The organism is Micromonospora musae, assembly GCF_003626635.1.
Classification (GTDB): Bacteria; Actinomycetota; Actinomycetes; order Mycobacteriales; family Micromonosporaceae; genus Micromonospora; species Micromonospora musae.
The window spans coordinates 284,561-311,269 of the sequence record NZ_RAZT01000001.1; the positions used below are offsets into that span (position 1 = coordinate 284,561).

General features: G+C 74.0%; 25 protein-coding genes. 13 read left to right on the forward strand and 12 right to left on the reverse strand.

Annotation, left to right across the window (positions count from 1 at the left end; translation table 11 throughout):
- The first annotated feature begins 52 nt into the window (after positions 1–52).
- Positions 53–1,504, forward strand: coding sequence for a cryptochrome/photolyase family protein (locus D7044_RS01355; RefSeq protein ID WP_120676432.1), 1,452 nt, complete (start codon positions 53–55; stop codon positions 1,502–1,504).
- 65 nt (positions 1,505–1,569) lie between these two features.
- Here the strand turns inward: D7044_RS01355 and D7044_RS01360 are convergent, their stop codons facing one another.
- Genes D7044_RS01360 through D7044_RS01370 form a run of 3 tightly spaced genes read right to left on the reverse strand, consistent with a single transcriptional unit; the run spans position 1,570 to position 4,881 of the window.
- Positions 1,570–2,469, reverse strand: coding sequence for an alpha/beta fold hydrolase (locus tag D7044_RS01360; RefSeq protein WP_120676430.1), 900 nt, complete (start codon positions 2,467–2,469; stop codon positions 1,570–1,572).
- The gene (locus tag D7044_RS01365; RefSeq protein WP_120687684.1) at positions 2,466–3,404 is read right to left on the reverse strand and encodes an SDR family NAD(P)-dependent oxidoreductase; all 939 of its coding nucleotides are present in this window, start codon (positions 3,402–3,404) and stop codon (positions 2,466–2,468) included. The genes D7044_RS01360 and D7044_RS01365 overlap by 4 nt, the downstream gene beginning before the upstream one ends.
- A complete protein-coding gene (locus tag D7044_RS01370; protein WP_120676426.1) occupies positions 3,397–4,881 on the reverse strand; it encodes a flavin-containing monooxygenase in 1,485 nt (494 codons plus the stop codon). The genes D7044_RS01365 and D7044_RS01370 overlap by 8 nt, the downstream gene beginning before the upstream one ends.
- A 108-nt stretch (positions 4,882–4,989) precedes the next feature.
- Between D7044_RS01370 and D7044_RS01375 the strand changes: the two genes are divergently transcribed.
- Entirely contained in the window at positions 4,990–5,652 is a 663-nt protein-coding gene (locus D7044_RS01375) for a TetR/AcrR family transcriptional regulator (RefSeq protein ID WP_120676424.1), read from the forward strand.
- Here D7044_RS01375 and D7044_RS01380 read toward each other — a convergent pair.
- From D7044_RS01380 to D7044_RS01390, 3 genes are read right to left on the reverse strand one after another with little or no spacing between them, the layout of a single operon-like run.
- Positions 5,622–6,164: a PH domain-containing protein gene (locus tag D7044_RS01380; protein ID WP_147434558.1), complete on the reverse strand. Its 543-nt coding sequence runs from the start codon at positions 6,162–6,164 to the stop codon at positions 5,622–5,624. The two genes, D7044_RS01375 and D7044_RS01380, sit on opposite strands and share 31 nt — an antisense overlap.
- Positions 6,165–6,174: 10 nt before the next feature.
- A complete protein-coding gene (locus tag D7044_RS01385; protein WP_120676420.1) occupies positions 6,175–6,636 on the reverse strand; it encodes a hypothetical protein in 462 nt (153 codons plus the stop codon).
- Positions 6,633–7,109: a hypothetical protein gene (locus D7044_RS01390; protein WP_120676418.1), complete on the reverse strand. Its 477-nt coding sequence runs from the start codon at positions 7,107–7,109 to the stop codon at positions 6,633–6,635. The genes D7044_RS01385 and D7044_RS01390 overlap by 4 nt, the downstream gene beginning before the upstream one ends.
- Positions 7,110–7,153: 44 nt before the next feature.
- On the opposite strand from D7044_RS01390, the gene D7044_RS01395 reads away from it, so the two are divergent.
- The 6 genes from D7044_RS01395 to D7044_RS01420 all read left to right on the forward strand — a co-directional run bounded on the left by D7044_RS01395 (position 7,154) and on the right by D7044_RS01420 (position 15,353).
- Positions 7,154–8,131 (forward strand): helix-turn-helix transcriptional regulator, encoded by a 978-nt coding sequence (locus tag D7044_RS01395; RefSeq protein WP_120676416.1) that lies wholly within the window; start codon positions 7,154–7,156, stop codon positions 8,129–8,131.
- Positions 8,132–8,218: 87 nt separating this feature from the next.
- Positions 8,219–8,845, forward strand: a complete 627-nt coding sequence (locus D7044_RS32220; RefSeq protein WP_158609344.1) for an ATP-binding cassette domain-containing protein — start codon at positions 8,219–8,221, stop codon at positions 8,843–8,845.
- Positions 8,842–10,119, forward strand: a complete 1,278-nt coding sequence (locus D7044_RS01405; RefSeq protein WP_158609343.1) for an ABC transporter substrate-binding protein — start codon at positions 8,842–8,844, stop codon at positions 10,117–10,119. The genes D7044_RS32220 and D7044_RS01405 overlap by 4 nt, the downstream gene beginning before the upstream one ends.
- Positions 10,116–11,876: an ABC transporter permease gene (locus D7044_RS01410; RefSeq protein WP_120676412.1), complete on the forward strand. Its 1,761-nt coding sequence runs from the start codon at positions 10,116–10,118 to the stop codon at positions 11,874–11,876. The genes D7044_RS01405 and D7044_RS01410 overlap by 4 nt, the downstream gene beginning before the upstream one ends.
- Positions 11,873–14,266, forward strand: a complete 2,394-nt coding sequence (locus tag D7044_RS01415; RefSeq protein ID WP_120676410.1) for a tetratricopeptide repeat protein — start codon at positions 11,873–11,875, stop codon at positions 14,264–14,266. The genes D7044_RS01410 and D7044_RS01415 overlap by 4 nt, the downstream gene beginning before the upstream one ends.
- Positions 14,267–14,540: 274 nt before the next feature.
- Positions 14,541–15,353, forward strand: a complete 813-nt coding sequence (locus tag D7044_RS01420) for an alpha/beta fold hydrolase (RefSeq protein ID WP_120676408.1) — start codon at positions 14,541–14,543, stop codon at positions 15,351–15,353.
- A 100-nt stretch (positions 15,354–15,453) separates the two neighbouring features.
- Here the strand turns inward: D7044_RS01420 and D7044_RS01425 are convergent, their stop codons facing one another.
- From D7044_RS01425 to pdxR, 3 genes are all read right to left on the reverse strand, one after another.
- Positions 15,454–17,529, reverse strand: a complete 2,076-nt coding sequence (locus D7044_RS01425; protein ID WP_120676406.1) for an NPCBM/NEW2 domain-containing protein — start codon at positions 17,527–17,529, stop codon at positions 15,454–15,456.
- A gap of 190 nt (positions 17,530–17,719) precedes the next feature.
- Positions 17,720–18,091 carry a nuclear transport factor 2 family protein gene (locus tag D7044_RS01430; RefSeq protein WP_120676403.1) on the reverse strand — a complete coding sequence of 124 codons (372 nt, stop codon included), beginning with the start codon at positions 18,089–18,091 and terminating at the stop codon, positions 17,720–17,722.
- A gap of 156 nt (positions 18,092–18,247) precedes the next feature.
- Positions 18,248–19,738 carry a MocR-like pyridoxine biosynthesis transcription factor PdxR gene (gene pdxR / locus D7044_RS01435; RefSeq protein ID WP_120676401.1) on the reverse strand — a complete coding sequence of 497 codons (1,491 nt, stop codon included), beginning with the start codon at positions 19,736–19,738 and terminating at the stop codon, positions 18,248–18,250.
- Positions 19,739–19,811: 73 nt separating this feature from the next.
- On the opposite strand from pdxR, the gene D7044_RS01440 reads away from it, so the two are divergent.
- Positions 19,812–20,423, forward strand: coding sequence for a LysE family translocator (locus D7044_RS01440; protein WP_120676399.1), 612 nt, complete (start codon positions 19,812–19,814; stop codon positions 20,421–20,423).
- A 188-nt stretch (positions 20,424–20,611) separates the two neighbouring features.
- Positions 20,612–21,199, forward strand: coding sequence for a B3/B4 domain-containing protein (locus tag D7044_RS01445; RefSeq protein ID WP_233564829.1), 588 nt, complete (start codon positions 20,612–20,614; stop codon positions 21,197–21,199).
- Here the strand turns inward: D7044_RS01445 and D7044_RS01450 are convergent.
- Positions 21,135–21,737 carry an MBL fold metallo-hydrolase gene (locus tag D7044_RS01450; protein ID WP_120676395.1) on the reverse strand — a complete coding sequence of 201 codons (603 nt, stop codon included), beginning with the start codon at positions 21,735–21,737 and terminating at the stop codon, positions 21,135–21,137. The two genes, D7044_RS01445 and D7044_RS01450, sit on opposite strands and share 65 nt — an antisense overlap.
- 189 nt (positions 21,738–21,926) lie before the next feature.
- Here D7044_RS01450 and D7044_RS01455 point away from each other — a divergent pair, with 189 nt between their 5' ends.
- Positions 21,927–22,355, forward strand: a complete 429-nt coding sequence (locus D7044_RS01455; protein ID WP_120676786.1) for an archease — start codon at positions 21,927–21,929, stop codon at positions 22,353–22,355.
- A 12-nt stretch (positions 22,356–22,367) separates the two neighbouring features.
- On the opposite strand, the gene D7044_RS01460 is transcribed toward D7044_RS01455, so the two are convergent.
- On the reverse strand, positions 22,368–23,786 hold the full coding sequence (locus tag D7044_RS01460; protein WP_120687685.1) for an RtcB family protein: 1,419 nt from the start codon (positions 23,784–23,786) through the stop codon (positions 22,368–22,370).
- A 121-nt stretch (positions 23,787–23,907) separates the two neighbouring features.
- Here D7044_RS01460 and D7044_RS01465 point away from each other — a divergent pair, with 121 nt between their 5' ends.
- Positions 23,908–24,723 carry an SDR family oxidoreductase gene (locus D7044_RS01465; protein ID WP_120676391.1) on the forward strand — a complete coding sequence of 272 codons (816 nt, stop codon included), beginning with the start codon at positions 23,908–23,910 and terminating at the stop codon, positions 24,721–24,723.
- Positions 24,724–24,728: 5 nt separating this feature from the next.
- On the opposite strand, the gene D7044_RS01470 is transcribed toward D7044_RS01465, so the two are convergent.
- Positions 24,729–25,334, reverse strand: coding sequence for a hypothetical protein (locus D7044_RS01470; RefSeq protein ID WP_120676389.1), 606 nt, complete (start codon positions 25,332–25,334; stop codon positions 24,729–24,731).
- Positions 25,335–25,517: 183 nt separating this feature from the next.
- Here D7044_RS01470 and D7044_RS01475 point away from each other — a divergent pair, with 183 nt between their 5' ends.
- Positions 25,518–26,549 (forward strand): DUF5919 domain-containing protein, encoded by a 1,032-nt coding sequence (locus D7044_RS01475; RefSeq protein ID WP_120687686.1) that lies wholly within the window; start codon positions 25,518–25,520, stop codon positions 26,547–26,549.
- The last annotated feature ends 160 nt before the right edge of the window (positions 26,550–26,709 follow it).

Genomic DNA, 26,709 nt, shown 5'->3' on the forward strand with positions numbered 1-26,709 from the left:
CGTACGCATCCGGTATGGGACACAGCCGCGCTCAAGTAGGCAGAATTGGCTCATGTCTTGCCGTCGATGGCTGCTCGCCGACCAGCTCGGGCCCCACTTCCTCGACGACTCCGACCAACCGGTGCTGCTCATCGAGGCGCGGGAGCTGTTCCGGCGGCGACCGATGCACCGGCAGAAGGCTCACCTGATCCTCTCCGCGCTGCGGCACCGCGCCGCCGAACTGGGCGACCGCGGGCTCCTGCTGCGTACCGGCACGTTCCGGGAGGCGTTCGACCAGCTCGCCGAGCCGGTCGAGGTCTGCCATCCACACTCGCGGGCGGCGATGCGCTTCGCACGATCCGTGCCCGGCCTGGCGATACTGCCGGCCCGCGGGTTCATCACCAGCCCGACGGAGTTCGCGGCCTGGGCCGAGCGGCAGCGTGGCCCGCTGCGGCTGGACGATTTCCACCGGCACGCCCTGCGCCGCCACGAGGTGCTCTCCGCCCCGGCCGAGAGTGCGTCGACCCACCGTCCACCCCGCTCGACCGACGCGACCCGGCCGGTGCCGCCGCCACCGCCGGTCGTCGAGGACGAGATCGACGCGCAGGTGCGCCACGACCTCGACCGGTGGGCGGCCGACGGGGTCCGGTTCATGGGCCGGGACGGCCCGCGCCGCTTCCCGGCCACGAACACCGAGGCGCAGGCGAGGCTCGCGCACTTCCTGCGCCACCGGCTCCCCGAGTACGACCGGTACGCCGAGGTGATGAGCGCGCACGACCCGCTGCTGGCGCACAGTGGCCTCTCCTCGTCGTTCAACCTCGGTCTGCTGGACCCGCGACCGGCCGTCCGGGCGGCGGAACAGGCGTGGCACGATCGGCTGGCCCCGCGGGCGGCGGTGGAGTCGTTCATTCGTGGCCTGCTCGGCTGGCGGGAGTTCCTCTGGCAGCTCTACTGGTACGTCGAGCCCCGACCTCTGGGCGAAGGTTGGCTGGCCGCCACCGAGCCGATGCCGCAGTGGTTCGCCGAGCTGGACGCGGACGCGGTCGAGGCGCGCTGCCTCGCCGACGTGCTGGCCACGGTGCGGGACACGGCGTTCACCCACCACGTGCCGCGGCTGCTGGTGCTCGGCAACTACGCGCTGCAACGCGGCTGGCGGCCGGCCGAGCTGGTCGACTGGTTCCAGCGCTCGTTCGTCGACGGTGCGGACTGGGTGATGAACGCGACGGTGCTCGGAATGAGCCACCACGCCGAGTCGCCGCCGGTGGAGACCCGTCCGTACGCGGTGGACGGCACGTACATCGACGAGATCAGCGACTACTGCGTCGGGTGCCGCTACTCGCCGGAGCGGGCGCTCGGTGACCTGGCCTGCCCGTACAGCGGCGGGTTCGAGATGTTCCTGCACCGCAACCGGGCTCGGCTGGTCGACGACCCCCGGCTCGCCGCGGAGCTGGCCTGCCGCAACGAGCCGGAGCACCGGGACGCGGTGCTGGCCCAGGAGGAGAAGCGGGGCAGCACCGCGCCCTGAGCGGGTGCTTGAGAAGGCCATGCCCTACTGCGCCGGGCGAGCCTCCTCGAACACCAGCTGACCGTTCAGCTGCCCGCGTCGGGGGCGGGCCCGGTGGTGGTCGTCGGCCGGCCGCCGGTGGGCACGGAGACGCCCCAGAAGTCGAGCAGAAGCCGGTGGAACTCCTCGGCCCGCTCGATCTGCGGCAGGTGCCCGCAGTCGGGGAAGAGATGGGTGCGCGCCTTCGGCAGCGCGGCGCGGGCGGCCTCGATGTGGGCCGCCGGCAGGACCCGGTCCCGCTCACCCCAGACCACCAGAGTGGGCACGTCCAGCTCGGCCATCCGGGCGAGCAGGTCCTGCCGCCACTGCTGGCGGACGCCCTGGTACTGGCCGAGGCTGCGGGCGGTCGCCAGCAGCACCCGGGCGGTGTAGGGCAGGCGCGCGGCCTCCAGGGCGTACGTGATCCGCTCCGCGGTGGCGAACGCCGGGTCGTGGAAGAGCGCCAGCTCCGTCCGGCGGGCGGCCGCCCGACTCGGCACCAGCATCGCCCGGCCGAGCGGCCGCAGCGTGAGCAGCCGCAGCGCGAGGGACACCTCCCGGCCGAAACCGGCGCTGCCGACCAGCGCGAGGCTCCCGACCCGGTGACGTTCGGTGACGGCCAGCTGCATGGCGATCGCCCCGCCGAGCGAGCTGCCGACGAGGTGCGCCGGCCGGTGCACGCCCACCGCGTCGAGGTACCGACCGACGAACCGGGCCAGCGACGGCAGGTTGTAGGGGTCGACCATCGGGAGTGACCCGCCGTAGCCGGGAAGGTCGACGCTGTGCACCCGGAACCGCTCGGCGAGCAGCTCGTGCTGCGCGGCGAAGTCGCGCATGCTCCGGCCGATGCCGTGCAGCAGCACCACCGGTTCGCCGACGCCGTCGATCCGGTGCCGTACCCGCCGGCCGGCGACGGTGACGTGCCGCGGCCGCTCTGCCGTGGTCATGTCGCCTCCCTCGTGTTCTCGCCCGCGGGTTGGTCGACCCGGCGCTGGGCGGGCACACCAGACGCCGGTGACGTGGGAGGCGGCGACTCGCCCGACCGGGCCGGCGCGGCGACCCGGCGCAGACCGAGGGCGAGGACCCGGCCGTACGAGGCGGGCGCGAGCCGGGCCAGCAGGTCGGGCAGCTTCGCGGACCAGCCGATCAGCACCCGGCCGCGCCGGCGCGCCACGGCGCGCAGGATCACCTCGGCGGCGGTGGCCGGCGCGATGGTGAGCAGCTTCTCGAACTGACGCAGGCCGCGCTCGTGCTCGGTGACGTCGACGCCGCTGCCGACTCGGGCGTTGGCGGCGATGCGGGTGTTGATCCCGCCCGGGTGAACCGAGGTGACGCCGATGCCGTCGTCGACGAGCTCGTGACGCAGCGCCTCGGTGAAGCCGCGGACGGCGAACTTGCTCGCCGCGTACGCGGCCTGCCCGGCGGGGGCGATCAGGCCGAAGAGGCTGGAGACGTTCACCAGGTGCGCGCCGGGCTCGGCCTTGAGCGCGGGCAGCAGTCGGTGGGTCAGCCGCACCACCGCCCGGAAGTTGATGTCGACGACCCAGCTGAACTCCTCGAGGGTCACCTGGTCGAAGCGGCCGCCGAGGGCGACCCCGGCGTTGTTGATCAGCAGCCGGACGCGGGGGTGCCGTCGCCGGATCTCGGCGGCGACCCGGTCCGTGGCCGCGGCGTCGGCCAAGTCGACGACATGGGTGTCGATCTCCAGGTCGGGGTGGGCGGCGTGGAGGGCGGCGGCCACGGCGTCGAGACGTTCGGCGTCCCGGTCGAGCAGGACGAGGTGGCTGCCGCGTCGGGCCAGCCCGTCAGCCAGCGCCGCGCCGATACCGCTCGCGGCGCCGGTGAGCACGGCCGTACCGGCGGCGAAGTCGAAGCTACGCACGCGTCACGCTCCTCTCCGGACTGCCCGCGCGGGAGAACCGCACGCCCTCGTCGTCGAGCCGGCCGTGCCGCAGCAGCAGCACGTCCCGGGGGTAGTTCTGGTACAGCCGCCAGGGCGCGGAGCGGCCCTGCTTGGGCAACGCGTCCAGGCTACGCAGCACGTACCCCGAGCGGAGGTCGATCAGCGGCACCCGGTCGTCGTCCGGCGGCGGCTGCGGGGTGACGATCTGCTGCCCGGTGCGGTCCAGGTGCCGCAGCAGCCGGCAGAGGTAGGTGGCCACCAGGTCGGCCTTCAGCGTCCAGGAGGCGTTGGTGTAGCCGATCGTCATGACGAGGTTCGGCACCCCGGAGAGCATCATGCCCTTGTAGGCGACGGTCCTCGCGAGGTCGACAGCGGTGCCGTCCACCCGCAGCGTCAGGCCGCCGAGGGCGAGCAGGTTCAGGCCGGTGGCGGTGACCACGATGTCGGCGGGCAGCTCCTCGCCGGAGGACAACCGGATCCCGCGCTCGGTGAACGTGTCGACGGTGTCGGTGACCACCGAGGCCCGGCCGGAGCGGACGGCGGCGAAGAGGTCCCCGTCGGGCACGACGCAGAGCCGCTGGTCCCACGGGTCGTAGCGGGGCGAGAAGTGCCGGTCGACGTCGTAGCCGGGCGGTAGGTGACCGCGGGCGGCCCGCCGCAGCACCCTCCGCATGAGGGCGGGCGCTCGCCGGCTGAGCTGGAAGTTGGCGGTGGCGAGCAGGACGTTCTTCCAGCGGACCACCGGATAGACGGCCCTGGCGGGCAACCAGCGCCGTAGCGCGTCGGCGAGCCGGTCCCGGGAGGGCAGCGCGACGATGTAGGTCGGTGAGCGCTGGAGCATGGTCACGTGCTCTGCCCGGTCGGCCATCGCCGGCACCAGGGTGACCGCGGTGGCGCCGCTGCCGATCACGACGACGCGCCGGCCGGTGTGGTCGAGGTCGGCCGGCCACTGTTGCGGGTGGACCAGCCGTCCCGCGTAGCGCTCGACGCCGGGCAGCTGCGGGGTGTAGCCGGCGTCGTAGCGGTAGTAGCCGGCGCAGACGTGCAGGAACCCACAGGTCAGCACCGTCGTCTCGGCGGTGTCGTCGCGCTGGACGTGTACCGTCCAACGCGCCGTGACGCTGTCCCATTCGGCGCTGACCACCCGGTGCCGGAACCGGATGTGGCGCTCGACGTCGTACTCGCGGGCGGTGTCGCGGACGTACTCGCGGATCGAGTCGCCGTCGGCGATCGCCTTCGGGTTCGTCCAGGGTTTGAAGGAGTAGCCGAGGGTGAACATGTCCGAGTCGGACCGGACGCCCGGATAGCGGAACAGGTCCCAGGTGCCGCCGATGGCGTCGCGGGCCTCCAGCACCGCGTACGTCTTGTCGGGACAGTCGCGTCGCAGCTGGCAGGCGGCGCCCACACCGGACAGCCCGGCGCCGACGATGAGCACGTCGACGTGATCGCAGGCCATGGCAGCTCCCCGGGGCGGTGGACCGGACCCTATCCATCGGCGTCGACGCCGGTCAACACCCTGTCAACAATCTCGACACCCTGTCGAAACCCGCTAGCATCGACGACCATGACGACCGCCCGCGCCGCCGCCGGGACCGCCAGCACGCGCGGCCGACGGGTCGGCCGTCGCTCCGGCGACCAGCGTGAGCTGGCGATCCTCGCCACCGCGGAGCGGCTGATGACCGGCCGGCCGTTCGCCGAGATCTCCATCGACGACCTGGCTCGCGGCGCCGGCATCTCCCGCCCCGCCTTCTACTTCTACTTCCCGTCCAAGGACGCCGTGCTGCTGACCCTGCTCGACCGGGTCACCGAAGAGGCCGACGCGGCGGCCGGCACCGTGCTGGACCGGGTCGCCGAGGACCCGCGAACGCGCTGGCGGGAGCTGATCAGCCGGTTCCACGACACGTTCCGCGCCCACCGGGCCGTCGTGCTGGCCTGCGCGCAGGCGCGCACCACCAACCCCGAGGTACGCGAACTCTGGGCGGCGGTGCTGGAGCGCTGGGTACGGTGCACCGAGACGGCGATCGAGGCCGAGCGGCGGCGCGGCGCGGCCCCGGACGGGCTGCCCGCCCGGGACCTCGCAGTCGCGCTGAACTCGATGAACGAGCGGGTCACCTACGCGACGCTCGCCGGAGACGGGCCGGCCGTGGCCGAGGCGGACGTGGTCGACGTACTGCTCGACGTCTGGCTCTCCGCGATCTACCGCAGCACCACTCCGCCGTCCGCCTGAGCCGGGACGCGGCCGCGAACGTCGGCCAGCTCGGCGTCGAGGCGGTTCAGCAACCGCTCGAAGTCCGACTCGGAGAGCACCGGTCCGACCTCCTTGCGCCACCCCATCGCCCGGGACCGGCGCTGGACCGGTGTCTCGAACGCACCGTCGACGGTCAGCACCCAAACCGCCTGGCGGATCGTCGGCTCGCCGAGGAGTAACGCGCGACGGGCCACGAACCCCGTCACCTTCTCCCACGGCAGCGTCCGGGTGCGAAAGACGTGCCGCAGCCGGACGCCGCGCTCACCGACGTACACCCCGGCCTGATGCAGCCGGGCCGCGAACGTCAGCCAGACGCCCATGAGAGCCATCGCGCCCGCTATGCCCAGCGCGGTGACCACGTCGACTCCACCGGCCAGCGCTTCCCCGCCGTTTACCAGAAGCAGCACAGCGAACACGGTCCCGACCAGAAGGAACAGGCTGGTGACCACCTGCCGCCCCCGCCACGGGTCCATCCGGATCCATCTCCGCACGGCCGAGAGACTAGTCGAGCGACGCTCGGGTGAACTCCATGATCCAGTTGGTCTCCCAGGTGCGCCCGCCGTCGGTGGAGAACGCCTGCTCCCAGCGGGCGGAGGTCGCGGTGATCTCCGACCAGATGAACCGGCACCGGATCGGCCGGCCCTCGTCGACGTCGTCGGCGTAGAAGGTGCCGACGCCGTCGACGAACCGGCCGACCAACGGCGGCGTCTCCACCACTCCTTTGGCGCTGTTCATCCAGTAGATGGACCACTCACCGCTGGCCGGGTTGAACGTCCGTACCGTCGCGCCGGAGAAGTCCTTGGTGGGGAAGGTGATCTCGTCGAAGCTGCCGGCGCCGTCGAAGAACCGGCGAGCCACCTTCACGCTCGGGAACTCGTCCCACTCGTCGGAGCCGACGTGCCGCTTGGTCAGCCGCCGGTTGACGATGTCCCAGGTGCCGACGAGGAAGTCGAAGTCGTTCATCGGACGCCCACCGGCCCCTCGGCGCGCGTGTCGGTCAGGTACGCCTCGACGTCCGGTCGCTGCGGCGCGAGCACGTGCCGGATCCACGCGGCCCGCTCGTGCTCCAGCACGCCGAGCTCCCAGACGCAGCCCATCGCCGGTCGGTTCAGCGGGACGAAGTGGGTCGGGTCCTCGTCCGGGCAGCCCAGCACCGGCTGGCCGGCCACGGCGCTGCGCACCTCGATCACGTTGTCCCAGGTCCAGCAGTACGCCAGCAGGTAGGCGCCGGTGTCCGCGCCCCGGTGCAGCACCACCCAGCCGGCGGGCGGGGTGCCGTCCGGCTCCGGCAGCAGGGTCGGCAGCACCTCGTACGCGGCCTTCTCCACCTCCGGCTCGATCGGTCGCTCGGGTTGGTCGACGTGGTAGCGCTTGAGCTGCCGGCCGGCGACCGTGATCGGCCCCGGCACCTGAAGGTTCTTGTCGCGAAATGCCATGCCGGGACGGTAGAAGCACTCTCCTGACAACTAGTGTCAGTGGAATGCGGGCCAGTCGACTCGTCTCCCTGCTGTTGCTGTTGCAGGCGCGCGGCCGGCTGACCGCCACTCAGCTCGCCGAGCGGCTGGAGGTCTCCGTCCGGACCATCTACCGGGACGTGGAGTCGCTGCACGCCGCCGGCGTTCCGCTCTACGGCGAGGCCGGGCACGCCGGCGGCTACCAGCTGGTCGACGGATGGCGGACCAGGTTGACCGGGCTGACCGCCGAGGAGGCGGACCGGCTCTTCCTGACCGGACTGCCCGGACCGGCCGACGAGCTGGGCGACGGCGCGGTGGTGGCCGCGCTCCAACTCAAGCTGCACGCCGCGCTGCCGCCCCCGCTGCGTGAGCGGGCCACCCTGCTCCAGCAGCGATTCCACCTCGACACCCACGGCTGGTACGCCGACGGTGACGCGTCACCACACCTGACGTCCACCGCCGACGCGGTCTGGCGGCAGCGACGCGTCGAGGTCCGCTACCGCAGCTGGAACGGCGAGGTGACCCGCGTCCTGGAGCCGTACGGGCTGGTCCTGAAAGCCGGCCGCTGGTACGTGGTGGCCGGCCGGCCGGAGCGCGCCACCCCGGCCACCTACCGGGTCAACCAGATCCTCGCGCTGACCCCGCTCGACGAGGGGTTCGACCGGCCCGCCGACTTCGACCTGCCGGCCTGGTGGCGCACGCACGTACGCGAGTTCCGGGCCCGGCTGCACCGGGACGAGGCGACCGTGCGGCTCTCCCCCGCCGGCCGGAAGCGGCTGGGCGAGATCGCCAACGACGTGGTGGTCGCCGCGGTGGATGCCAGCGCGGGGCCACCGGACGGGAACGGCTGGACGACCGCCGTACTGCCGATCGAATCGCTCACCCACGCGCACGGCGACCTGCTGCGCCTCGGCGCCGAGGTGGAGGTGCTCGCGCCGGCGGAGCTGCGCGACCGGCTGGCCGCCACCGCCTCGGAACTGGCCCGGATCTACCAGCCGACCTGATCACGACTCCAGCATGGAGCGTGGCGGCGGACATCGATCACCGGCGTGATGTGCCACCCTGGGAGAGGGACGACGACGTCACCGGAGGTGAGAGTCACGCTACGGCTACGCGCGCTGATTCCCGTACCGGACACCGGGCCGGTGACCCTCGAGGTGCCGGCGGGCCGTACGGCCGCCCTGGTGGCGCCGCCCCGCCTCGGCACCGCGGTCGCCCGCGTGCTCGCCGGGCTCGCGCCGCCCCGGGACGGGCGGATCCTGGTGGGCGAGCGGGACGTCACCGACCTACCGCCGCCACGCCGGCAGATCGGCTACGTGCCGGCCGGCGGGGCGCTGCTGCCGCAGCTGACCGTACGCCGCAACATCGAGTACGGGCAGCGCAAGCGGGAACGGGTCCGGGAGATGGCCGACGACTGGACGGCGACCGTCGTCGAACGCCTGGAGCTGGCACCCACCCTCGCCCTGCTGCCGCACGTGCTCTCCGACGCCCAGCGGTTCCGCGTGGCGTTGGCGCGGGCCGCCGCCTGCCTGCCCGAGGTGCTCGTCATCGACCTGCCGTCCGGGCTGGCAGACGGCGGTCGCCTCGACGACCTGCTCCCCCGGCTCTCCCCGGCGGACGCGCCCGGCGTGTCCGTGCTCGTCTGCACCACCGACCCGGCCACGTTGGCGCAGATCCCCACCCGGGTACGGCTCGACCCCGAGGCGGGCCGACGGTGACGGCGTCGGGGCGGACGAGCCGTCGCACGCTGCTGCGGGCCACCGCGGCCGGCGCCGCGACGATCGCGACGGGTTGCTCCGACGGTGGTCGGGCCGTGCAGGTGGCGGTGGTCTGGAGCGGCGGGGAGCTCGCGCCCTTCCGCGCCGTGGTGGCCGGGTACCACGACCCGGTGCACGTGGTCAGCGCCGGCAACGACATCGACGCGTTCCTGCGGGCCCGGCAGCTCGCGGGCACCAGCCCCGACGTGGCGATCCTGCCCCGCCCGGGCCTGGTCACCGAGTACGCCCGGCGGGGCTGGCTCAGCCCACTGACCCCGGCGCCCGGGCACACGGTGCCCGACGGCCTCACCAGGCTGCTCCACGCTGACGGGCGGCCCTACGGCGTCTGGGTGAAGGCCGCGCACAAGTCTCTCTTCTGGTGCCTGCCCTCGGTGCTGCCGCAGCCACCGGCCACCTGGGACGAGCTGGTCGCGCTCACCCGTCGGCTCGCCACCCGGGCCCGAAGCGGCGACGGCCCGGCCCCGCTGGCGGTCGGCGCCGCCGACGGCTGGGTCCTCACCGACTGGTTCGAGAACGTGCTCGCCGACGTGGCGCCCGACGGGTACGACGCGCTCGCGGGGCCGCGGGGCGACTGGCAGGGCCGGCCGGTGCGCGACGCGTTGGACCGGCTCGCCGAGATCTGGAGCATCGACGGCGCGTTCCCCGGTGGCGGTCGCCGGGCGCTGCTCACCCAGTACGAGGAGTCGGTCATCCAGGTGGTGCACACCCGCCGGGCGGTGACGGTCTTCGAGGGTGACTTCGCCGACGGTGTGGCCCGACGCTTCCGGCGCGGGGCGGAGGAGCCGTCGACCTTCCGCTTCCCCGGCACCCGGCCCGGCGAGGGCCCCCTCATCGTCGGTGGTGACGCCGCCGTCGCGTTCGCCGGCGCCCAGAGCGGAGTCGAGCTGGTCCGCTGGCTCACCGACGCCACCGTCTTCCGGCCCTGGCTGCGCGCGGGCGGCTACCTGTCACCGGACGTCGCCGTGCCCCTCGCCGACTACGCCGACCCGCTGCGTGAGCGACTGGCCCGGGAGATGCGTACCGCCGGAACCGTACGGTTCGACCTCTCCGACCGCCTGCCCGGCCCGTTCACCGGCACCGACGGGGTCGGCATCTGGCGGATCATGCAGGACTTCTTCTCCGACGTGACCGACGGCGTACCGGCCGCCGAGGCGATCCGGCGGAGCACCAAGCTGCTCTCCGCGGCGGCGCGCGGCGCCGGTGGTGGCCGATGAGCGGGCTGCCCGTGCTCGGCGAACCGGTCGTGCTCGACGACGTCGGGCCGCCCCGCCGCGGTCGGGCGTACCCGGCGGCGCGCGCCTCCACCGCCCTGCTGCTACCCGCCGCGCTGCTCCTCGGCGGCCTGGTGCTCTGGCCGGTGCTGCGGACCCTGCACGCCAGCGTCACCAGCGACGGCCGTTGGGTCGGCGCCGCGCACTTCAAGGCCGTGCTGGCCGCGCCCGGCACCGGCGCGGTGGTCGGTCGTACAGTGCTGTGGGCGCTGCTCGTGCCGGCCGTGGTGACCGGGCTCGGTTACCTGCTCGCCGTCGCCTCCCGCCGCTCCGAGGAGGGCCGGCTGGTCCGGCTGATCCTGGTGGTGCCGACCGCGCTGCCGCTCGTGGTCACCGGCGTGACGTTCCGCCTGATGTACGACCCGGACCCGTCCCGGGGACTGGCCACCCTGGTCGCCGCGCGGCTGACCGGGCGCGGCGGCGACGACGTGCCGCAGCTGCTCGGTCCGGGCCTGGTCACCGTGGCGCTGATGTCCGCCTTCGTGTGGGCGTGGGTGGGCCTGGCGATGCTGGTGTTCCGGGCCGCCCTGGACCGGCTGCCGTCGAGCCTCGCCGACGCGGTCCGCGCGTACGGCGGAACCCGCCGGCACGTGCTCTGGGACGCGCAGTGGCGTCCGCTGCTGCTGCGTACGGTCGCGGTGGTCTTCGCCCTCGTGGCGCTCGGCACCAGCCGTACCTTCGACCTGATCCTGGTGATGGCGCCCGGGTCGGTGCGGGACGAGGCGGCGGTGCTCGCCCTGCGGGTCTGGCAGACCTCCGGCGGCACCACCACCGGCGAGGGCGCGGCGCTCGGCGTGATCTGGCTGGCGGCGGTCGCCGCCGGCATGCTGGTGGCGGCGCTCTTCATCCGGCAGGCGTGGCCGCCCCCGCGGGCCGCCGAACCGGACCCGGTGGCGGCTCCGCCGCCACGGCTGTTCCGGCTGCTCGCCGCCGGCGCCGCCGCGGCCTGGCTGGTACCGCTCGCGGCCCTGGTGGCGACGTCGCTGCACGGGCCGGTGGACGCCGCGGCGCGCAGCTGGTGGTCGGCGCCGCCGAGCCTCGCCTCCTACCGCGAGGTGCTCACCGGTTCGGAGCTGTGGCGGTCGCTGGGCTTCACGTTGCTGCTGGCCGCCGGGGTCACCGCCACGGTGCTGGTCGTCGCGCTGCTCGCCGCGTACCCGCTGGCCGGGCTGACCGGGCCGGCCGCGCAGGTGACCGGCCTGCTGCTGATGATCGCCGTCGTCGTGCCGGTGCAGGTGATCGCCGGGCCGGTCAACGAGGTGCTCGGGGTGGCGCTCTCCTCCGGCACCGCCCGTGGTCTGGTGCTGGTGCACGTGGCGCTGGGGGTGCCGTTCGCGGTGCTGGTGCTGCGCAACGCGTTCGCGGACCTGCCGACCGGTCGGATGCGCGCCGCCCAGCTGGGTGGCCGGCACTGGTGGGGCACGCTGCGCCGGCTGGCCCGGCACTGCCGCCCGGCGATCGTCGCGGTGTCGGTGCTGGAGTTCGTGCAGGTCTGGAACGACCTGGTGGTCGGGCTGCTCTTCAGCGGCCCGGACTCGGCTCCGCTCGGGCTGTTCCTGGCCGGGCAGACTCGCGGTTTCGTGGCCAACAGCGGCGCGCTGGCGGCCGGCTCGGTGCTCGCCTCGACGCTGCCGGTGCTGCTGGTCGTGCTCGCCCGGCGGCATCTCGTCGCCGGCCTCGTCTCCGGTGGTGTCCGGTGACCGGCCCGACCGGTCGCGAGGGCGGACGACCGCCCCGCTGGCCGTTCCTGGTGGCGGTCAGCACGGTGGTCGGCGGCGTGATCGTCAACCTGGCCAGCAACCTCCTCTCCGAGCTGGCCGCCGGCATCCTCGGCCCGGCGAGCCTCGCCCTGGTGATCAGCGGCGGGCTCGGCTGGGTGGTGTTCGACGTACGCCGCCGCCGGGCCGGGCGGCTCGACCGGCCGGAGTCCGGGGAGGCCGTCTCGGCCCCGAGCGGCGCGCCGACCCTGCCGCCGGAGCGGATGAACGGTTGGCCGTCGCCGGGACGAATGCCCGGTTGGGACGCCGCTGTGGACGACGTCACCGAGCTGCTCGGGCGCGAGCAGGCAGTGGCCGTACGGGGGCGGCGGGCTGTGGGCACGTCGGCGTGCGCGATCCAGGCCGCCAACCGCTGCCGCGGCGACTTTCCGGACGGGCAGTACTACCTCGACCTGCGCCCCGGTGGGCGGCCCCGCTCGGCAAGGCAGGTGCTCACCGCGCTGGCCCGCATCCTGGGCACACCGCCGCCGACCTCCGGCCGCGCGCAGGCGCTCGCCGAAGCGGCCGACGCGCTGCGCCGGCACCTCGACGGCCGGCGGATCCTGGTGGTGCTCGACAACGTCGACCGCCCCGAGCAGGTGCGTCCGCTGCTGCCGCCGACCACCCGCACCTGCCGGCTGCTGCTCGCCGGCGGGCCGGCGCTGATCGGTCTCCAGGGTGTGGCGGAGCGCTGGATCAACGAGCCCGACGTCGACGACGCCGTCGAGATCTTCGCGGCGGGGGGCGCGGCCGCCCCCGCCGCCCGCAACCGTCGCGTCGACCCGCGCACCGACCCGCTCGTGCGGGACATCGTGGAGATCTGCGGACGGCAACCCCGGGCGGTACGCGCGCTGGGCTACCGGGCGGCGCAGCACAGCTGGCGGCACGCGGACGTGCTCGACGCGCTGCAGCGGGCGGTACGGACACCGCCGCACCAGCGCATCGCACTCGCCCCGGCCGCCCGGCTGCTCACCGAGGCCGACGCCGCGTACCGGGCGCTCTCCGCCGAGGCCCGCCGGCTCTACCGGCTGATGTCGCTCACCCCGGCCCCGGTGGATCGGGCGACGATCGCGGCGCTGGCCGCCCGCCGCCCCGAGCAGGTGGCCACGCTCCTGGACGAGCTGACCGCCACCGCGTTCGTCCGGGGCCGCGACGGCGACCGCTATGAGATCCGCCCGCCGCTGGCCGGGTACGCCCGGCTGCATCTGCGCGACGGTGAACCGCTCCGCCGGCGCGTCGCCGCGCAGGCCCGGCTCACCCGGCACCTGGCGAAGCACGCCGAGCGGCACGCCGCCGGCCTCGCCGCGCTCGGGTCACCGCCGGACCGGGAGTGGACGCTGCCGCTGGACGAGGACCCGTACGGCTGGTTCGACCTGCACCAGGAGCTGCTGCTGGCGGTGGTGCGGGTGCCTGCCGGCGCGGCCGAGACGCTGCCGCGCCGGGTCCGCCGCTGGTGGTTCCGGCTCGCCGTGGCGCTCTGCGGCTGGCTGGCGCACGCCGAGCGGCTCGACGAGTGGGAGCAGGTCTGCACCACGGTGCTGGCCACGCCCACCGCCGAGGACCGGCCCGAGGTCTCCGGCTGGGCACACAACGAGTTGGGCGCGCTGCACCGGCGTCGGCACGATCCGCACGGCGCCGTCGCCGTGCTGCACCTGGCGGTCACCGAGCGCGGCCGGCGGGCCACCGCCCAGGCCCGGATGAACCTCGGGATCGCCCTGCTCGACCTGGGGCAGCTCGACGACGCGGTGGACCACCTGGCCCGATCGCGGCGGCACCGCTCCGGCTCGGACCGGGCCGGACTCGCGCTGACCGACCTGGCGCTGGGCGCCGCCCGGCTGGCCCGGGGTGAGTGGGACGGCGCGCACCGCCACCTGGTCCGGGCGGCGAACACGTTCAGCGCGCTCGGCGACGCACGCGGCTACGCGGCCGCGTTGACCAACCTGGTGCTGGTGCACGCCGGCCTCGGTGAGCACCTGGACGCGGCGCAGGCGTGGCGTGCGGCGCTGCGCGAGTACGACTCGGTCAACGACCCGACCGGTCGGGCCGCGGCGCTGCTCAACGCCGGCGCTGCGCTGCTGACCGCAGCTCCGGGGCAGGCCCGTCAGGCGTACGACTGGCTGGCCGAGAGCCGCCGGCTACGCGAGGGCAGCCGGCTGACCGCCGGGCTGGGCCGCACCCTGCTCTACCTCGGCGACGCGGCGGCGGCCCTGGACGATCCGGACGAGGCCCGCCGGCACTGGGTCGACGCGGTGGGGATCTGCGAGGCGGTCGGGGACACCGCCGGTCAGACGGCCGCCGATGCCCGTCTGAACAGCCCCGTCCACGAATCCTGACCCACCACCCGCCCCGCCCCGCCGCGCCCGCCCCGCCCCGCCCCGCCAAGAGCTGCGCGCTTTCAGAGAAAGTGCTGTCTCAACACGCGCCGAGGCAACACTTTCTCTGAAAGTGCACCGCGCCGAGCCGAGCGGGGGGTGGCGGCGACTTTGATGATCGTCGTCGTGGCGGGCCGCGCGGGGGTTGATCGGTCTGGATCTGGATAGGATCGAACGATTTGTGACTTCGGCTCGGCGGGGGCTTGGCGACCCCGGCGGCGAGATGGGAGATGAGATGGGCGACGCGCAGCGGCGGTTCGGTGGCCTCGCCGCCGACAGCCACGGGGCCGACGGCGGCCGCCCGCCGTTGGTGCTGGTGCACGGCCTGACGTACGACCGGACCCAGTGGGGGCCGACCCTGCGCGAACTGGCCGCGCTCGATCCGGGCCGGCGGGTGCTCGTGCTCGACCTGCCCGGACACGGTGAGTCCCCGGGACGCGAGTCGTACCAGACCGCTGACGTCGCGGACGTGGTGCATGCGGCGGTGACCGAGGCCGGCCTGGACCGGCCGGTGCTGGTGGGCCACTCGCTCGGCGGGGCGTTGGCCACGATCTACGCCGCCCGCCACCCGACCCGCGGGGTGGTGAACGTGGACCAGCCGCTGCTGCTGGGCCCCTTCGGTGAGCTGCTGCGCCGCAACGAGCCGCTGCTGCGCAGCCCCGAGTACCTGCGGCTCTGGGAGTCGCTGCTGGCCGGGATGGGGATCGACCAGTTGCCGCCGGCCGCGCAGGAGATGGTCCGTACGGCCACCACTCCCCGCCAGGAGCTGCTGCTCGGGTACTGGGGCGAGATCCTGGTGACGGCGGACGAGGCGTTCACCGCGCAGCGGGTACGGGAGCTGGAGCGGATCCGGTCGCTCGGCGTTCCGTACCACTACGTGGCGGGCAGTGAGCCGCCGCCGCCGTACCGGCAGTGGTTGGAGTCGGTGCTGCCCAACGTGATCATCGACGTCCTGCCCGGCGGGAGCCACTTCCCGCACCTGTCGCACCCGGCCGAGCTCGCCCGGATCATCGCCGACGTCGGCAGCGGCCCGTCGGGCGATCGCTGATCCACGCGGCTTTCCCTCACGTCGGCCCCCGTGACGAGGCCGAACGGAGGACGGCGGCGCACCCGGATGATTACGTCACCCGGGTGCGCCGGCATCCGCCTCAGCAGGTGACGGTCAGGCCCGCCCAGTCGGCGCGGTCGTTGTAACCGCCGTCGCCGGCGTCACCGACCACCAGGTCGAGCACCCGGACGCCGGTCAGGTCGACGTCGACCTGGTGCACCGCGTCCCGGGTCACCACGCCGCTGTCGTACAGCACCTTGCCGTCGCCGACGACCTGGAAGGTGGCGGTGCCACCGTCCGGGCCGACGTTGTTGACCGCGTCGTCGATGCCGACGACGGCGGCGAGCCGGCCGCACTGGTCACCGACGTAGTAGCGGACCGTGGACGGGGAGGCGACACCGAGGCCGGTCGGGTAGACCTGGCCGAGCATCTTGATCGGCGATCCGCCGCCGACGCTCTGGTCGACGGTCGGGCTCATCCAGCCGCTGGTGGCGCTGATCCAGGTGTGGTGCGACAGCAGGGCCTCGCCGTCGGGCGGCACCGGCGCGACCACCAGGGTCGCGGCCGTACGCTGCCGCAGCCGGCCGTGGCCGAGCACGTCGTACGAGGTGGTGGCGGTCAGCGTGGCGGTGCCGGGGCTCGCCGTGGCCGGCAGGGTCACCGCGAAGCCGAGCGTGGCGCTGCCACCGGGGATCAGCAGCTTCGGCGCCCGGCCGAGCGCCCGGACCTGCCAGCCGTCCGGCGTGCTCAGCGTGACCTGCGGGGTGAAGACGGGCAGCAGGCCGTCGTTGCGGACGGCGACCTGGACTGTCGCCTCATCCCCGCCGGCGAGCACCGGTGCGGTGCCCTCGGGCAGCGCGTCGCCGCCGACCCTCGTCACCTGCGGAAGCCCGGCGGTGACGTGCGGGACGCCCGGCAGGCCGTGCGCCTTCGCGACGCGGAACAGCGCCGCGCCGTGGGCGGGGACGGCCGCGCTGATGGTGCCGGCGCTCTCGGTGACCTGGTCGGTCCAGGCGTTCCTGAGGGTGAACCGGCTCCCGCTCAGGCCGACGGCCGACGCCTTCGCGGTGAGGGTCTTCGAGCTCTCGCCGCGGTTGAGCAGCAGCACGGCCCGGTCACCGTTGGCGAGGCGCTTCACCCACGTCTCGGTGGTGCCGGCGGGGCCGACGCGGACGGCCTGCACGGCCGCCGGGTCCTGGTTGATGGCGAGCGCGTCGGCGTCGGTGAGGATGTCGACGGAGGTCTGGCCGAGCTTACGGATGTCGCTGCCGACGATCAGCGGCGCGGCGGCCACCGACCAGAGCGACATCTGGGTGCGGAACTCCTCGTCGCTCATGCCGAGCTCGGGGGCGAGGTAGTCCGGGTCGTTGAAGCGGCCCGGCCCGGCGACCTCGGGGTGCCGCGCGTTCGCGTCGTAGTTGCGCAGCACGTCCTTGAACTTGATGTCGCCGACGAAGCCGACGTCGGTGTACGTCCGCCAGGACTGCGCGATCTCCGGGGCGTACGTCCACGAGTACGTGGACTGCTGCTCCTCCGGGTAGTTGCCCCAGTCGGGCGAGGTCACCGGGTTGCAGAGGTTGAAGATGATCGGACGACCGCTGGCGTTGTTCCGCAGCGCCCGGGCGAACTCGGTGTAGGCGGTCTTCGGGTCCAGGTCGGCGGCGATGCCGCAGAGGAAGTCCACCTTGACCGCGTCGAACTCCAGGGCGGCGAAGTGGTCGGCGTCGCGCTGGTAGTAGCCGCCGCCGCTGCCGAGCCCGCACTTGCCCGGGATGTACGGCCCGGCGTCGGTGTAGATGCCGGCCCGCAGACCCTTGGAGTGGATGTAGTCGACCAGGGGCTTCAGACCGTTGGGGAAGCGGGTCCGGTCGGCTTGGAGGTCACCGGCGGCGGTGCGCGGCTCCGGGTCCTGCCAGCCGCCGTCGAGCCAGACGATGTCGTAGCCGGCCTTGGCCATGCCGCGGGCGACCAGGGCGTCGGCGACTTCGCGTACCGACTGCTCGGAGAAGTTGCCGCCGAGTCCGAAGTAGGTGTTCCAGCCCTGGTAGGGGGTGGGGCTCAGCACCTGCTGGGGTGCCGGCCGCGCGCCGGTGGCCGGGGCGGCCTGGGCGGGCGCGGGTACGACCAGCAGGCCCGCCGCGAGGGCGAGCAGGCCCGTGAGGGCGTGTCGTTTCACATCGGATTCCTTTGCTCCCGGGGGTGGACGGACGCCCCGAGATCCTCCATCCGGTTGCGAAGACGTGTCAATAATATTTCGTAAATTACGAGTACTGGTTTCGCGCGTGCTCCTCGCCGACGCCCCGGCGGATCAGTCGGAGGGTGGCTCCGGCCCCCACGGCCGCCGACGGCCGTCGGGCCGGGCGCGTTCAGGCGTCGGGATGGTCGACGATGGCGCCGGACGAGTAGTGGATCGTCTGCGCCACCAGCAGCCCGTCCCGGACGACGTAGGTGTCCACCCCGTCGTGCAGGGCGATGTCGCCGGCGGAGCACCGGCCGGACCAGACGAGCATCCCCACGTCGCCGTCGACGAGCACCTGCCGGTACTGGTAATCCCCGTCCTGGACGTAGGTGCGCAGGATGGCGGCGAGATGCCGTACGCCGTCGTGGCCATGGTGGACGCCCTCGGCCGAGAGCAGGCGGACGGCGGGGTGGTAGTTCTCCCGGAGGTCGCCCTCGAGGTCTCCCCGCATGCGACGGCGCAGGTGGTCCAGCACGACATCGCGGGTGGTGCGAATCATGTGCCTCTCCTGTCCGACTCGTCCGGGATCCTCGCGCCGGTCTACCCGGCAGAGGCTGCGGGCACACGCGCGGGGACAGGCGGGCCGGTCGGCGAGGCCGACCTGACGGAGCCCCCGGCGGTCCGGTGCCGGTGTCCGGGCGCTGCCGTCGCGGTCTCAGGAGGTGCGCGGTCGACGCAGCGCGGCGGCGATCGTGGCGATGCCCTCCTCGATGTCGCTCGCGGTGTTGGCGGCGTAGCCGAGCACGAGGCCCGGCCGGCTCGCCCGCTGGCAGTGCCACGACAGCGGCTGCACCTTCACCCCGCGTTCGAGGGCGGCGACCGCCAACGACGTGTCCGTGACGTCACCGTCCAGGGTGACCAGCAGGTGCAGGCCGGCGGATGCCCCGTGCACGGTCGCGCCGGGCAGGTGCCGGCCGATGGCGGCGACCATCGCGTCGCGGCGGCGGACGTGGCGACGCCGGAGCAGCCGCAGCTGCCGCTCCAGCGCGCCGGAGTTCATCAGTTCGGCGAGCACCAGCTGCGGCAGCACCGAGGTGCCGAGATCCGCGTTGCGCTTGGCCGCGACCACGGCGTCCCGGTGCCGGGCGGGGACGAGCAGCCAGCCCACCCGCAGCGCGGGGGCGAGCAGCTTGGAGACGCTGCCGGCGTAGCCGACGTGCTCCGGCAGCAAGCCGCGTAGCGCCGGCACCGGCGGGCGGTCGTAGCGGTGCTCGGCGTCGTAGTCGTCCTCGACGATCAGGCCGCCGTCGCGCGCCCAGGCGATGAGCCGGCGACGCCGCTCGCCGTCGAGCACCACGCCGGTGGGGAACTGGTGGGCCGGGGTGAGCATCACGGCGCGGGCGCCGGTGGCGACCAGCTCGTCGACCCGCAGCCCGGCCGCGTCGACGGTGACCGGCGGAGTGGCCATGCCCCAGTTGTTCAGATGCTGCCGGACCCCCAGCGACCCCGGCTCCTCCACGGCGATCCGGTCGACGCCGTCGCGGCGCAGCGCCTGGGCGAGCAGACCGAGCGCCTGGGAGACGCCGGCGGTGACGATCACCTCGGCCGGTTCGACGGCGATGCCCCGGTTGCGCGCCAGCCAGGTGGCGACCGCGGCGCGCAGCGCCGGCGCGCCGCACGGGTCGCCGTAGCCGAAGTCGGACGCGGCGAGCCGCCGCAGCACGGTCCGCTCGGCGCGCAGCCAGTCCGCGCGGGGAAAGGCGGCCAGATCGGGTACGCCCGGGGTCAGGTCGATGCGCGCCGGTGCCGTGCGTACCGCGTCGAAGATGTCGCTGCCCGGATCGGGCGGGAAGAGCGTGGCCGGGACCGGCGCGGCGGCCGGGGCCGGCCGAGCGGGCGGCAGCGGCGGCGGCGCGGCCACGACCACGGTGCCGGCCCGCCCATAGCCGGCTACCCGGCCCTCCTCCCCCAGCCGCTGGTACGCCTCGGTCACCACCCCCCGGGACACGCCGAGGTCGGCGGCGAGCACCCGCGACGCGGGGAGCCGGGCGCCGACGGCGATCCGCCCGTCGGCGATCGCGGCGCGCAGCCGCTCGGCGAGCCAGGCCGCGCGCCCGCCCGACGGCGCCTCGGTGACGTCCAGGTGCAGGAAGTCCGACCCCGCGGTTATGGACCCCTCGGACGGCTGCGGTTTGGCCCTGCCCATCGGTCCATCGTGGCAGCACTGTGAGGGGTGGCGGCCACGGGGTCGCCGCGTATCCGCGCACGGAGGGATCGTCGTGAACGTCGCTTTCCTGCTCACCACGCTCGTCGTGGTCGTCACACCGGGCACCGGGGTGATCTACACGGTCTCGGCCGGCCTCTCCCGGGGCGCTCGAGCCGGCCTGGTCGCCGCGGTCGGCTGCACCCTGGGCACGGTGCCGCACCTGCTCGCCGCCGTCACCGGGCTCGCCGCGCTGCTGTCGGCCAGCGCCACGGCCTTCCACGCCGTGAAGTACGTCGGCGTGGCGTACCTGCTCTACGTCGCCTGGGCGACCCTCCGCGACCGGGACGCTTTCACCCCGGCGGCGGAGCCGACGCCCCGATCGGCGCTGCGGGTGATCGTCACCGCCGTGCTCGTGAACCTGCTCAACCCCAAGCCGACGCTCTTCTTCGTCGCGTTCCTGCCGCAGTTCGTCGACCCGACGGGCCCAGCGGCCACGCGGGGCATGCTCGCGGCCGGCGGGGTCTTCATGCTGCTCACGCTCGTGGTGTTCGCCGGCTACGGGACAGCTGCCGCCGCGGTGCGCGACCGGGTGCTGTCCCGGCCCCGGGTCACCGCCTGGCTGCGCCGCGCCGTCGCCGGCACGTTCGTGGCGCTCGGCGTCTCCCTCTTCCTCGGCGACCGGTAGGAGGAACCCGTGCGGTTCGAGCACTCCGCGCCGGTACGGGCGGCCTTCCCGGGGCTCGTCGCGGGCGTCCTGGTCGCCACCGGCATCACCCCGGACGTGTCCGCGGGGCCCCGGGTGGCGGCGTTCACCGGCCAGGCCCGGACCCGGCTGTCGGCCGGCTCCGAGGCCGGTTTCCCCGAGATCCAGGCGTGGCGGCGGGCGTTCGGCCCACGCAGTACCGGTGCGCCGCCGAGGCGTTGCTGCGACGGCTGCGGATCGACGGGAACCTGCCCCGGCTGCATCCGCTGGTGGACCTCTGCAACGCGGTCTCGGTGGCGTACGCCGTCCCGGTCGCGGCACTGGACCTGGACCGCATCACCGGGGACCTGACCGTGCGGCACGCGCACGGCGACGAGGAGTACCTGACGTTCGCCGGCGGTGTCGAGCGGCCGGAGCCCGGCGAGATCGTCTTCGCCGACGCGGCGGGACGGGCCCACGCGCGCCGGTGGACCAACCGGCAGAGCGGCTGGTCGGCGGTGCGGGCGGAGACGTCTCGCGTGCTCGTCGTCGTGGAGGGGCTGCACAGCACGGCCGACGCCGATGTCACCGATCTGCTCGACACGCTGCGGACGGAGGTGGCCGTACTCTGGTCGCCGCCGGCCGCCCACGCCCTGCTGACCGGGGCCCGACCGGCGTTCGAGGTTCCGTCGGTCGCGCTGCCGCCCCAGGAAGTCAGGCGGTCTCCTCCGGCGCCAGGTGGCGGTAGCCGGGAACGGTCTCGGCCAGCCAGCCGGTGACACTGGCCAGGCCGCGCTCGTTGAGCTGCGCGTCGTGGATGGTGTACGTGTGCCGCGCGCCGACCGCCTGCGCGAACGCGATCGCCTCGCCCAGCCGCAGCCACGACGCCTGCCCAGGGATCAGCAGCGTGCGCACCGGCTCCTGCGGCACGTGCAGCGAGTCCCCCGGGTGGTAGACGTCGTCGTCGACCAGGTAGCCGAGGTTGACGCAGTCCGGCTGCCTGTCGTGGATCACGGCGTGCCGGCCACCGACCGCGGTCACCGGGAAGCCGGCGGCGACGAACCGCTGCCCGGCCCGGACCGGGATCACCGGCAGCGGGGCCAGGTCGGGCAGGTGGGCGCCCTCCGGGGCGTACACCGGCACGCCGAGGCCGGCCAGGCGGAGCACGTCGACGTGGTCGCTGTGTTCGTGGGTCACGAGGACGGCGTCCGCGCCGGCCAGGGCGCGCGGTTCACTCCACGTGCCGGGGTCTACGACCAGCACGCCGCCGTCGTGCTCCAGCCGCACGCAGGAGTGGGTGTACTTGGTGATCCGCATCCGGCGACGGTAACCCCCGCCTCCGCCGGGCAGGTGCGCGCGAACGCGGCCGGTCGCAGCGGTTGATCGACTCGGGGTCCTTGGTATCGGGGTGTCCGGGTCGCGCGGATGCCCCGACATCAAGGAAACCGAGTTGACCATGAGGAGATTCGGGCTGGTGATCAACGGTGGCGACGGATGATCGGGGGCATGGAGCAGCCAGCGCAGCGCGGGCACCGGTGCGTGCCGCACACCGCCGACGTCCGGCTCGAGGCGTGGGCGCGCAACCGGGAGGAGTGCGTGGCCGAGGCGGTCACGGCGCTGGTCGAGACCTTCACCGACACCGCCGGGGCGCGGCCCGGCCCGGATCGGGAGTACGAGGCAGCGCCCGCGCACGACGAGGACCTGCTGGTGAGCGTCCTCGACGAGGTGATCTTCCGGATGGAGACGGCGGACGAGCTGCCGCTGACCACCGAGGTGACCGACGACGGCCGCGGCGGCCTGCGGGTGCGCTGGCGGGTGACGCCTACCGACGCGGTCGAGCTGATCGGCGCGGTCCCGAAGGCGGTCTCCCTGCACGAGCTGCGGTTCGGCCCCGACGACGCGGGCTGGTCCTGCGCGGTGACCCTCGACGTGTGACCGCCGGGGCGCTCAGCCCTTGACCACGCCGATCGGCACCAGCCGGGCGACCTTCCGGCACAGCCCCGCGCCCTCGGCGGCCTCGATGACCGCCGTGATGTCCTTGTACGCCGCGGGCATCTCCTCGGCCAGCCCGCGACGGGACGCGCCGCGTACCGCGATGTCCTGCTCCTCCAACTGCCGGCGGGGGTCCGACCCGCGCTCGGCCTTGACCGCCTGTTTGCGGCTCTGCACCCGCCCCGCACCGTGGCAGGTGGAGGCGAAGGCCGGCGAGCCGGGAACCCCGGTCAGCACGTACGAGCCGGTGCCCATCGAACCGGGGATCAACACCGGCTGGCCGACGTCGCGCAGGTCGGCGGGGAGGTCCTCGTGGCCGGGCGGCAGCGCCCGCGTCGCGCCCTTGCGGTGTACGCAGAGGCTGCGCCGCACCCCGTCGACCTCGTGGTTCTCGATCTTCGCCAGGTTGTGCGAGATGTCGTAGACGAGGTCCAGGTTCCGGCCGGTCTGCTGGGCGAAGACCTGGCGGGCGGCGTCGGTGAGCAGCTGCCGGTTGGCGCGGGCGTAGTTGGCCGCGGCCGCCATCGCGCCCAGGTAGGCGCGCCCCTCGTGCGACGAGACCGGGGCGCAGGCCAGCTGCCGGTCCGGCACCTCGATGCCGTACCGGGTCATCACCTTCTCCATGCCCCGGACGTAATCGGTGCAGATCTGGTGGCCCAGCCCCCGCGATCCGCAGTGGATCATCACGCAGAGCTGCCCTTTGTGCAGGCCGAAGGCGGCGGCCACCCGGTCGTCGTACACCTCCTCGACCGCCTGCACCTCGAGGAAGTGGTTGCCGGAGCCGAGGCTGCCGACCTGGCGGGCGCCCCGCTCCACCGCCCGCTCACTGACCTGCTGCGGGTTCGCGTCGTCGACGGCGCCGTAGTCCTCGCAGCGCGCCAGGTCCCGCTCGACGCCGAAGCCGCGCTCGACGGCGTACCGGGAACCGCCGCGCAGCACGCCGTCGAGCTCCGCGCGGTCCGTGAGGTGCCAGACCGCGCCCTTGCCCATTCCTCGCGGCGTCGACGCGGAGAGCCCGTCCATGAGGGCGTCCAGGCGCGGCCCGAGCTCCGCGCGGTCGAGGTCGGCGGCGAGCAGCCGCACACCGCAGGAGATGTCGAAGCCCACCCCGCCGGGGGAGACCACGCCGCCGTGCTCCACGTCCGTCGCGGCCACGCCGCCGATCGGGAACCCGTAGCCCCAGTGCACGTCCGGCATGGCGTACGAGGCCTCGACGATGCCGGGCAGGGTGGCCACGTTCGCCACCTGTTCGAGTGCCTTGTCCGCACCGGCGTCGGGCAGCAGCGACGGGCTCGCGAAGACCACGCCCGGCACCCGCATCGGATCCTGCCGGTCGATCCGGAACCGGTACGGCGACTCCTGCACCACCTGCATTCGACGCGCCTACCCGCCGTCGCCGGCCCTACACGTACGGCCGAGCAGCGGGCGGCGCCGCCGGAACCGGCGGATGACCGGGGCGCGGTTGCGTCCGCACCGGTCCGGGTAGTGAGCCGCCATGCCCGCACGTTTCGAGGAGTACCCCCGCATCGCGATCGTCACCGGCGCGGACTCCGGCATCGGCAAGGCCTGCGCGGTGGCGCTCGCCGAGGCCGGTTTCGACCTCGGCATCACCTGGTACGGCGACCCGGACGGCGCGTCGCGTACCGCCGCCGAGGTGCGCGACGCCGGACGCGTCTGCGAGGTCGCGGAGCTGGACCTGACGCGGCTGCCGGAGGCGGCCGGCGTCGTCGACGAGCTGGCCGACCGGCTGGGCGGCATCGGGGTACTGGTCAACAACGCCGGCACCGGGGCGTCGGTGCCGTTCGTCGAGACCGGCTGGCAGCAGTGGCGGGAGGTGCTCGCGGTCGACCTGGACGGCCCCTTCCTCTGCGGGCAGCGGGCCGCCCGGCGGATGCGCGCCGCCGGCGCCGGGGGACGGATCATCAACATCACCAGCGTGCACGAACACGCGCCGCGGGTCGGCTCGGCCGCGTACTGCGCGGCGAAGGGCGGGTTGGGGCTGCTCACCAAGGTGATGGCGCAGGAGTTGGCGCCCGACGGCATCACCGTCAACGCGGTCGCGCCGGGTGAGATCTCCACCCCGATGACCGGGCAGGAGGACGTCGACCCGTTCACCCAGGATCGCCCGGGCGTGCCGGTGGGCCGGCCGGGCGACGCGCGGGAGGTCGCCGCCGTGGTCGCGCTGCTCGCCTCCCCCGCCGCCGCCTACGTCACCGGCGCGTCCTGGCCGGTCGACGGCGGAATGCTGATGATGGGCCCACAGGCGAACGCGCTCACCTCGCACGACTGGCGACGGGTGGACCCGGCCTGAGCGGGCTAGACCTGCGCCGTGGAGGAGCGCTCGACGTGACCGAACTGGGCGGCGAAGGCCAGCAGCGCCACCCCGGCGCCGACTCCGATGGCGGGCCCGGTGGAGAGCCCCGCGAGCCCGGTCAGCAAGGTCACCCCCAGCCCCGCCAGCAGCGCGTTCACCGCGCCCACCAGCAGCGCCGTGGTGAGCAGCAGCTGGGCCCGGCCCGGCCGGTTGCCGACCGCCGCCCAGGTGGCCCGCGCCGCACCGCCACCGGAGACCGCGTCGAGGAAGAAGTCGTGCCCGCCGGCGAACCGCTCGTGGTAATACGCCCGGATGCGCTGCATCCGTTCGAGGTCCACCTCGTTCTCGACCATGTTCTGCACGAGCCGCAGGAACGTGAGCAGCCCGGTGATCACGAGGGTGGGGAGCACCGCCCCGAGGTACGGAGGGATCAACGCGTCGTTGCCGGAGACGAAGCCGAGTCCGATCAGCGCGGCGGAGAGCAGCGACAGGAAGATCGTGGCCCGGCCGACGGACTCGGTGACGGTCGCGCTGCGCGAGGTCTGCAGCACGAAGTGCTCGGTGGTGAGGGCGGTGAGCAGCGCCTGCTCACGTTCCTTGTCGTCCATGCCGCCTCACCGTCCGTGATTGACCAGCCGGGCATCGTCACGATATGAGTTCCGGGACCGCACTCATCGGCGAATGCGGCGGATCCGAAGGGGACAGCGGCCGGCAGAGCGCGCACGTATCCTGCCGTCGTCCCGAAGTGATCGCCGGACGCCACGGCGGCGACCGGCCCGGAAGGAGGCCGGATGCGCCGGGCGGGCGGCTGGCGGTCAGGGCGTACGCCTCGGCAGCGGCGGGCCTTCGTGGTCGGCGGCGGGCTGTTGGCCACCGCCGTGGTGATGCTGCTGGCCGCCTGGCGGAGCAGCGGTTTCCTCAGCGACCTGTTGCTCAACCTCGGGGCCAGCGTGGTGCTCGCGGCGATCTCCTACGTCATCTTCGATCCGCTCTTCGAGGAGGCCCGCAAGGCCCGGGTGCAGGAGCACCTGAGCTTCGACCAGGAAGCGTTCGTGGCGCGCCTGGACAGGTGTCGGCGGGTGCGGATCCTCGACACCTGGACGATCCTGCTGGACGATCAGCACCGGCAGGCGACCCTGGCCGCGGTCGAGGCGGCGCTGCGTAACGGCGCGGAGGTGAACCTGCTCCTGCTCGACCCGGACTGCACGGCGGCGCAGCAACGCTCCGAGGAGTTGGAGCGGCAGGGCGTCGACGTCCCCGGCCACATCCGGGCCAACCTTCGACACCTGATGGCCCTGCGCCGCAAGCTCGGCGAGAACGAACGGTTCCAGGTGCGCGTCTACGACGCGTCGCCGTCGATCCAGCTCTACCAGTGGGACGGGCGCTCCCTGATCTCGTTCTTCCCCGTCGGCAAGCTGTCGTTCAACGTTCCCCAGCTCGAGGTCGACATGGGCAGCCCGTTGGGTGGTTTCGTACACGCCCGGTTCGAGGAGCTGTGGGACCACGACCAGGCGACCGTGCCGCTGGAGCGGTACGACCGGCTGACGGTGACGCTGGGCGACGAGAGCTCCGACTACCTCCGGGCGGAGATGGCGTACGTGGAGGTCGACGGCGAGCACTACATCGACTGCGAACGGTCGCGACCGAACCTGTCGCTCACCGCCCGGGTGCCGATGCCGCCGCGTACGCCCGGGTCGACGCCTCGGGTGTTCACGCTGGTGGAGCCGGTGGACGAGGAACGCGCCCCGGTGACCCGACGCTTCGACGAGAAGTACGGGCCGGCCCGGGCCGAGCGCACGATCCTGCGCCTCGCCCCGCAGTAGCCCGGCGGTCCTCCCCTCCCCCACCGGTGCGACCGTCACCCGCACCCGTGCGGGCGCGCCGCACCCCGCTGCGGCCCGGCGCGCGCGGTGGCCGCCGGAGTGGCGGGCGACCCGGCCGGTGACCGGACGCCGCCCGGCGGGACAATGGGTACGCGTCCGC

Excerpts from the sequence above, each read along its gene's own strand:
- D7044_RS01355 (WP_120676432.1), top strand. The coding sequence starts at position 53 with ATGTCTTGCCGTCGATGGCTGCTCGCCGACCAGCTCGGGCCCCACTTC.
- D7044_RS01360 (WP_120676430.1), bottom strand. The coding sequence starts at position 2,469 with ATGACCACGGCAGAGCGGCCGCGGCACGTCACCGTCGCCGGCCGGCGG.
- D7044_RS01370 (WP_120676426.1), bottom strand. The coding sequence starts at position 4,881 with ATGGCCTGCGATCACGTCGACGTGCTCATCGTCGGCGCCGGGCTGTCC.
- D7044_RS01375 (WP_120676424.1), top strand. The coding sequence starts at position 4,990 with ATGACGACCGCCCGCGCCGCCGCCGGGACCGCCAGCACGCGCGGCCGA.
- D7044_RS01385 (WP_120676420.1), bottom strand. The coding sequence starts at position 6,636 with ATGAACGACTTCGACTTCCTCGTCGGCACCTGGGACATCGTCAACCGG.
- D7044_RS01390 (WP_120676418.1), bottom strand. The coding sequence starts at position 7,109 with ATGGCATTTCGCGACAAGAACCTTCAGGTGCCGGGGCCGATCACGGTC.
- D7044_RS01395 (WP_120676416.1), top strand. The coding sequence starts at position 7,154 with ATGCGGGCCAGTCGACTCGTCTCCCTGCTGTTGCTGTTGCAGGCGCGC.
- D7044_RS01410 (WP_120676412.1), top strand. The coding sequence starts at position 10,116 with ATGAGCGGGCTGCCCGTGCTCGGCGAACCGGTCGTGCTCGACGACGTC.
- D7044_RS01420 (WP_120676408.1), top strand. The coding sequence starts at position 14,541 with ATGGGCGACGCGCAGCGGCGGTTCGGTGGCCTCGCCGCCGACAGCCAC.
- D7044_RS01430 (WP_120676403.1), bottom strand. The coding sequence starts at position 18,091 with ATGATTCGCACCACCCGCGATGTCGTGCTGGACCACCTGCGCCGTCGC.
- pdxR (WP_120676401.1), bottom strand. The coding sequence starts at position 19,738 with ATGGGCAGGGCCAAACCGCAGCCGTCCGAGGGGTCCATAACCGCGGGG.
- D7044_RS01450 (WP_120676395.1), bottom strand. The coding sequence starts at position 21,737 with ATGCGGATCACCAAGTACACCCACTCCTGCGTGCGGCTGGAGCACGAC.
- D7044_RS01455 (WP_120676786.1), top strand. The coding sequence starts at position 21,927 with ATGGAGCAGCCAGCGCAGCGCGGGCACCGGTGCGTGCCGCACACCGCC.
- D7044_RS01460 (WP_120687685.1), bottom strand. The coding sequence starts at position 23,786 with ATGCAGGTGGTGCAGGAGTCGCCGTACCGGTTCCGGATCGACCGGCAG.
- D7044_RS01465 (WP_120676391.1), top strand. The coding sequence starts at position 23,908 with ATGCCCGCACGTTTCGAGGAGTACCCCCGCATCGCGATCGTCACCGGC.
- D7044_RS01470 (WP_120676389.1), bottom strand. The coding sequence starts at position 25,334 with ATGGACGACAAGGAACGTGAGCAGGCGCTGCTCACCGCCCTCACCACC.
- D7044_RS01475 (WP_120687686.1), top strand. The coding sequence starts at position 25,518 with ATGCGCCGGGCGGGCGGCTGGCGGTCAGGGCGTACGCCTCGGCAGCGG.